This is a genomic window from Chitinophaga sp. 05T412 (genome assembly GCF_056396465.1).
Window position 1 is genome coordinate 41,523 of sequence record NZ_JBFTLN010000027.1, and the last position, 6,206, is coordinate 47,728.

The 6,206-nt window shown below is 48.8% G+C and carries 3 protein-coding genes; all 3 read left to right on the forward strand.

The window, feature by feature from the left end; translation table 11 throughout:
- Positions 1-35: 35 nt before the first annotated feature.
- From AC1DFM_RS34250 to AC1DFM_RS34260, 3 genes are read left to right on the forward strand one after another with little or no spacing between them, the layout of a single operon-like run.
- Positions 36-1,433: a TolC family protein gene (locus AC1DFM_RS34250; RefSeq protein ID WP_477081286.1), complete on the forward strand. Its 1,398-nt coding sequence runs from the start codon at positions 36-38 to the stop codon at positions 1,431-1,433.
- A 10-nt stretch (positions 1,434-1,443) separates the two neighbouring features.
- On the forward strand, positions 1,444-4,653 hold the full coding sequence (locus AC1DFM_RS34255; protein WP_477081287.1) for an efflux RND transporter permease subunit: 3,210 nt from the start codon (positions 1,444-1,446) through the stop codon (positions 4,651-4,653).
- 10 nt (positions 4,654-4,663) lie between these two features.
- Positions 4,664-5,749 carry an efflux RND transporter periplasmic adaptor subunit gene (locus tag AC1DFM_RS34260; protein ID WP_477081288.1) on the forward strand — a complete coding sequence of 362 codons (1,086 nt, stop codon included), beginning with the start codon at positions 4,664-4,666 and terminating at the stop codon, positions 5,747-5,749.
- Positions 5,750-6,206: the final 457 nt, after the last annotated feature.

Below are 6,206 nucleotides of genomic sequence, written 5' to 3' on the forward strand. Positions count from 1 at the left end.
TCATTTTTTTTATTTCATTCTTTTTTCAGCGATTTATGAACTCATATTCGATCGCGAAGAAGTGGTGTTGGTGGTTGCTATGTATTTTTCCCTTCACTTCTTTGTTCGCACAATCTGCAGCGGATAGCTTTTCGCTGCATCGGGCTATTGCGCTTACCCTTGCGCATTACCCCGCTATTAAAGCCAAACAGGCCCAGGTGAACGCCAGGCAGGCCAACCTGACAGACATAAAACATAACTGGTATCCGGCTATAAAACTGCACGAGCAGCTAGATGCGGGTACCGATAACAGCATATACGGATCATACTTTACCATGGGCATGATACCCTCCACATCGGKAGGTATCCGGGCGGAAAATAACAGTACCCTCATGAGTGGTAACATCGCCATGGCCGCCATGACCTGGGAAGTTTACAACTTCGGCGCTTATAACAGTGAGCAAAAAGAAGCTGCACAGGCACTCAAAGTGCAACAAACAGACCTGAGCAATACAGCCAACCAGCTAACCGTACTGGTGATAGAAAACTACCTGGAATTTTTGCGCCTGCAGGCGTTGCAGAAAATTGCCGTAGATAATATTCAAAGAAATGCAGAAGTGCTGAGAGCTGTTACCGCTACCGTTTTGCACGGCCTTAAACCCGGAGTAGACAGTGCTGTGGCTGCCGCAGAACTCTCGAAAGCCCGGTTGAATTTATTGGATATCAATAATAAATATAACCAGGTGCGCATTCAGCTATCCACTTTCACGGGGCTGGATACTACACTTATACAACCTGATACGGTGAACAATGCCCGCCTGCTTCCCTTGCTGGGTATGGCTACCCCGGATAGTATCGGTACACATCCGATGTTGGAATACTATAATGCAGTGTATCGTCAGCAACGTGCTGCAGAAGAGGTGATCCGCAAGTCGCGCCTGCCAAAGGTAAACCTGATGGCAGCCGGATGGATGCGCGGTTCCAGCGGATCATTTAATGACCAGTATGACAAAAACCTTTGGAGTGGCATGGGATACAGCCGGTATAATTATCTGTTGGGAGTGGGAGTTACCTACAATCTCACGGATCTTAAACGCACCCATGAAAAGGTGGCTGTACAGCAGTATAAGTCGGAAGTGGCGGAACAACAGCTGGAAACCACACGTACTACACTCAACGGTTTATTACAACAGGCCGAATCAGATATACAGGCTTCGAGAGATAAGCTACAGGAATTGCCCTTACAGCTGGCAGCGGCGCAGGCGGCGGCCCGGCAGAAAATGGCGCTGTATAAGGGAGGGCTGACCAACATCATTGATGTTACCACCGCCTTATTTGTGTTGAACCGTGCGGAAACAGACCTGGTGCAAACCCGTGATGCCGCGTGGAAAGCACTGTTTCGTGCTGCCTATGCCGGCAACACTATCTCACAATTTTTACCTGATCTGAACTAAACGCACGACTATGTCATTTGTTTCTTCGGCATTGAAAAAGCCCATCGCGGTGGTAGTGATCACCGGCGGTCTGCTGCTTTTTTCATTGTTGTCTATATTCAGTATACCGATCGACATTTTTCCGAAACTCAACCTGCCTACTATCTATGTGATAGAGCCTTACGGAGGGATGTCGCCCCAACAGATGGAAGGTTTTTTTGCTACACGATTGCAGGACCAGTTTCTATATGTAAATGGGGTAAAAAATATCACTACTAAAAACATACAGGGGTTAACGTTATTAAAGCTCACCTTTTACGAAAATACAGATATGGCGGAAGCCTCTGCCCAGGTGGCTTTGCAGGTGAATCGCGCCATGAAGTTTTTCCCTCCCGGTGCATTGCCGCCGCAGGTAATGCGCTTCGATGCCTCGTCATTACCAGTAGGAGAGTTGGTGTTCAGCAGCCCCAATAAATCACTGAAGGAAATCTACGACCTGGCGGCCACCCGTATCCGGCCTATGTTTGCTTCGGTACCGGGTTTGTCGGCGCCACCGCCTTTTGGCGCTAACTCGCGCTCTGTGGTGGTGAATGTAGATCCACAAAAGTTACGCGCCTTCAACTTAAGCGCGGATGAAGTAGTGGAAGCCATCGCTAAAAATAATGTGATGACGCCTTCCGGAAATATCCGGATCAATAATACCATGTTCGTGACCACCCTCAACTCGCTGGAGAAACAAGTCACCGACTTCGGCGATATTCCGATTGTTACCAATGGCAACAACAACGTGTTTATCCGCGATGTAGCCAGGGTGGCCGATGCTACGGATGTTACCGTGGACTATGCGTTGGTCAATGGCAAACGCTCCGTGTATATTCCGGTGGTAAAAACAGCCGATGCCTCTACCTGGGATGTGGTGAAAACTCTGAAGTCGAAAATACCGGAAATGCAAAGTCTGCTACCGGATGATGTGAAAGTGTCTTACGAGTTTGACCAGTCGGTGTTCGTGATCAATGCGGTGAAAAGCCTGATTACGGAAGGCGCACTGGGCGCCTTGCTTACGGGACTGATGGTGCTGCTGTTCCTGCGTGATCTGCGCAGTTGCCTCGTGGTGGTAGTTACCATTCCGGTGGCGGTGTTGTGCGCAGTAATGGGATTAAAGCTCGCAGGTCAAACCATCAATATCATGACGCTGAGCGGACTGGCGCTGGCCATCGGTATCCTGGTGGATCAGGCCACGGTGACCATTGAAAATATCCACCAGCACCTGGAAATGGGTAAGTCAAAACGAAAGGCCATTTATGATGCCTGTGAAGAGATTGCGTTTCCGTTGGTGCTGATCCTGTTGTGTATCCTGGCGGTGTTTGCACCATCCTTTATCATGACTGGTGTGCCGCGGGCCATGTTCCTCCCGTTGTCGTTATCAATTGGCTTTGCCATGATAGCCTCGTTCTTTGCGGCGCAAACACTGGTACCCGTTATCGCCAACTGGTGGTTGAAGGCAGATAAATACCAACACCACGCGCATGCCGTGCAGGCGCTGGATGCAGCAGAAGTTGCTGAAGTAAAAGACCATTTGAAACAGGGAGAACAACATCCGGAAAAGGCCACCGGATTCGAGCGGTTCAAAGGGCGGTTTATGGGCATCCTGGAAGGTGGCATGAAACGTTCTCGTTTAGTCGTTACCGTATATCTCATCGGCTCCCTGTTATTAGCCGGTGGTTGTTATATGTGGATTGGAAAGGACCTGATGCCACATGTGAACGCCGGACAGTTCCAGCTACGGCTACGTATGCCGGATGGTACCCGTTTGGAGCGTACGGAAGAAGGGTTACACCAGGTGCTGCGGATTGTAGACAGTACTGTAAACGGACAGGTTGCCATCAGCTCCGCTTATGTAGGGCTGATTCCCAGCAGCTACGGTACCAGCAATCTGTATATTTTCAACAGTGGTACGCATGAAGCGGTATTGCAGGTAAACCTGGAGGAGAATTATAAGGTAGATATTGAGAAGCTGAAAGATGAGCTCAGGAAGCGCATCACGGCAGATATTCCGGAGATGCGCTTGTCTTTCGAGCCTATAGATCTCACAGAAAAAATTATGAGCCAGGGAGCTGCTACGCCAATTGAAGTGCGGGTAGCAGGGAAGGACATGAAGCAAATTGCCAGCTATGCGGAGCAACTGGTCGGACACCTGAAAGAGGTGCCTTTTCTCCGTGATGTGCAAATTGCGCAACCCTTACACTTCCCGGTGATCAGCATTCATATAGACCGGTTCAAACTGGCGCAGATGGGGTTGAATATTTTAGAAGTAGCCCGTTCGGTAACAGCGTCTACGTCGTCCAGCCGGTTCACCGAAAAGAACCAATGGCTCGATGAAAAAGTAGCCTATACCTACCAGGTGCAGGTACAGGTGCCGGAGTACAACATGACGGCCATCAACGACCTGAAGGAGATTCCCCTGGTAAAAGGCCAGCCACGGCCTGTTTTAGCAGATGTTGCTACTTTTACTACTACGGAAATGCCGGGAGAATTTGACCGTGCCGGTCCACGTAGATTCGTGACCGTTAGTGCCAATATTTCCGGTAAAGATCTCGCCACTGCTACTGCAGCGGTACAAAAAGCAATCAGGGAAACAGGCACACCACCTAAAGGATTGATTACAGAACTAAAGGGCGCTTCCAGCCTGTTGGTAGAAACATTAGGCAGTTTACAGAACGGGCTGATGATAGCTGTGGTGGTGATTTTTCTTTTACTGGCAGCCAATTACCAGTCGTTTAAATTATCGCTGGTGGTGTTGACAACCATCCCTGCAGTAATCGCAGGTGCATTGATCGCCTTATTGCTGACGGGGGCAACACTCAATCTGCAGTCGTACATGGGTATGATCATGTCTACCGGGGTTTCTGTGGCCAATGCCATCCTGATTGTAACCAATGCAGAGAAGCTGAGAGGGGAGTACCACGATTCCGCAAAAGCGGCGATAGTGAGTGCAGGTATACGTTTGCGTCCTATCCTGATGACGAGCCTTGCGATGGTGGCAGGAATGATTCCGATGGCCAGTGGTTTGGGAGAAGCCGGCGATCAGACAGCTCCATTGGGACGCGCTGTTATTGGTGGTCTGATTGCTTCTACACTGGCGGCTTTGCTGATATTACCACAAGTATATGCGTTGGTACAGCGTAAAGCTGGTTATGATTCTCCTTCGTTAATGCCGTCTGAACAGGACGATTTAAAATAAACTATAAATTATGAAACACTATAAATATTATTTATCTGCATGTGGAATTATTACAGCCATGGCTGCCTGTAATTCTGCCGCCATGCCGGAAAAGAAAGCAGTTACTTCGGATCATCATTATACAGTAGTACCGGTCGTGCAACGTCCGTTGGCCGGCAATATCCGCCTGCCGGGCGCGCTGGCGGCTTTTCAGAAAGTAAGTATCTATCCAAGGATCAATGGTTTTGTAAAGAGCATACTGGTAGACCGGGGCACCAAAGTGAAGAAGGGACAAGTATTGCTGGTGCTGGAAGCGCCGGAAGTAACGCAACAGTTCTATGCGGCACAATCGAAGTATTTGCAGGCTGCGGCGATGTTTGCTTCCAGCAAAGATAACTACGAGCGCACACTGGCAGTAAGTGCCGAGCCGGGTACAATTTCCGCGCACGACCTGGAGCTCTCGAAAGCCCGTATGTTGGCCGATAGCGCGCTGATGAACAGCGAACAGGCCAATTACCGTGCGCAGGAAGTGAACCGCGGTTACCTCACTGTTATCGCACCATTCGACGGCGTAATTACAGAGCGTAATATTCATCCGGGCGCATTGGTTGGGCCGGATACCAAGGTGGATGATAAGCCCATGCTGATGCTGGAGCAGGAAGATAAGCTGAGGCTGATACTACAGATACCGGAAATGTATAGTGCACAATTGTCGCAGCAGTCGGTGGTTACTTTTGATGTGAACGCTATTCCGGGACAGCATTTCGAAGGCACCATTGCGCGGCAGGCAGGGACACTGAACGATAAGTATCGTTCTGAGGCAGTGGAAATAGATGTAGAGAATGCGCGTCATTTACTCAAAGCAGGGATGTACACAGAAGTATTGCTGCCGTTAAATGGCTCCACGCAGGCCATGCTGGTGCCTTCCAGCGCTGTGGTGATGTCTACTGAGAAGAAATATGTAGTGGCGGTGCAGGATCATCGCACCAAATGGGTGGACATACAGGAAGGGAATCACCACAACGATTCTACAGAAGTATTCGGGCAGTTACATGCCAGTGATCAGGTGATCGTCAATGCCACCGACGAAATAAAAGAAGGGATTACGATTCCTTAGTTGAGCAGATTAATAATGGCAAGCAAATAAAGAAGTATTAAAAAAAACGGCCGTCCCGAGGAATCGGGACGGCTTTTCTGCTAACTGTTCCGTCTATATTGATTTTTTTATGTTCTTATTAAAAAAAGAGAACAAATAACATCCACCTAGTAATCAATAACGGATTTACCTGTTGTTCAACTAAAAAAAGAATTTAAGCGGGCATAACAATGCATCGCGGTATACGCGCCATTGTCGGAGTCAAAGGGTGTAGTGATTAGATGTTGCTGCTGTCGACAACCATAGCGGGTTGCGCTATGTGGAAAAGGCTAGTTACTTCGTCTGCGTAATTACTCCCGGCTATGCTGCTGGAATAATAACACGGAATGACTTAAAATTGTTTTGAAAAAAAGAGGCTAAAAATTAAAAAGCTCACGCAGGCCCAGTGCGAGCATTTGAACGCCAATAACGGCGAGGA

Excerpts from the sequence above, each read along its gene's own strand:
- AC1DFM_RS34260 (WP_477081288.1), top strand. The coding sequence starts at position 4,664 with ATGAAACACTATAAATATTATTTATCTGCATGTGGAATTATTACAGCC.
- AC1DFM_RS34255 (WP_477081287.1), top strand. The coding sequence starts at position 1,444 with ATGTCATTTGTTTCTTCGGCATTGAAAAAGCCCATCGCGGTGGTAGTG.